Origin of the sequence: Enterorhabdus sp. P55, assembly GCF_009911695.1 — a bacterium.
GTDB lineage: Bacteria > Actinomycetota > Coriobacteriia > Coriobacteriales > Eggerthellaceae > Enterorhabdus.
In genome coordinates this window covers 1-684 of the sequence record NZ_QWKK01000276.1, presented here as the reverse complement: position 1 = coordinate 684, position 684 = coordinate 1, and the positions used below count along the sequence as shown (strand labels likewise).

The 684-nt window shown below is 37.9% G+C and carries 1 protein-coding gene and 1 pseudogene; one reads left to right on the top strand and one right to left on the bottom strand.

The annotated features are described in order from the left end of the window. Positions 1-5: 5 nt before the first annotated feature. A pseudogene (locus D1643_RS11255) lies at positions 6-83 on the top strand (IS6 family transposase); the annotation flags it as partial. 118 nt (positions 84-201) lie between these two features. On the opposite strand, the gene D1643_RS11250 reads toward D1643_RS11255, so the two are convergent. Continuing rightward, positions 202-684: polysaccharide deacetylase family protein (locus tag D1643_RS11250; protein WP_160710672.1), on the bottom strand; the 483-nt coding region annotated here is incomplete at its 5' end.

Here is a 684-nt window from a genome sequence, read left to right as displayed (position 1 = left end):
TGACGATGAATCATTTTAAAGAAAAGCAATTTCAGCAGGATGTGATTATTGTAGCCGTGGGCTACTATCTTCGTTATAACCTTATCCACGGTGTTCAAGAAGCAACTCCTCAGCAATAAGCGCTAGATTTCCAAAATATGAGAAACTATTTTAGAAATCTAGTTCTTATTTGCTCGGAGCTGGACGCTTCTTTCACAACCTCTATCCTCGATCTTTTTGGTCATACACTTCTTTGACGTTGATAAATTGATCAAGTATTGGATTTTCTCCTTTTAGGTCAGCTTCGAAACGGATACCGTCAATATTGATTCTGGCGTTACGGTAGTAGTCAGTTCCTAGTTGTCCCCATGCAGGAGTTGAGGCATCGACATTGCAGAAGATATCAAATCCTTGTTGTTTCAAGTAAGCAAATTTTTGATTTGCTTCAGAATAAGGTTGCCAATCGCTGATGTCAGCGCCAAATGGGTAGATCAAAATATTTGTTTTGCCTAAAATAGGTGCAACTTCATTTTGCCAACGTTCATTATCTTGTTGGATATCGGCTAAAGAAGCTTGTGTCATATTCAAGTGTCCCCAAGTATGAGAAGCAAAACTCCAACCATCTTTCTTTAATTGATCAGCAACTTTTTTGGCTGCTTCGATTTCTTTGTTTGTTTTTTCGTTATCACCATATTCTGATTTTGA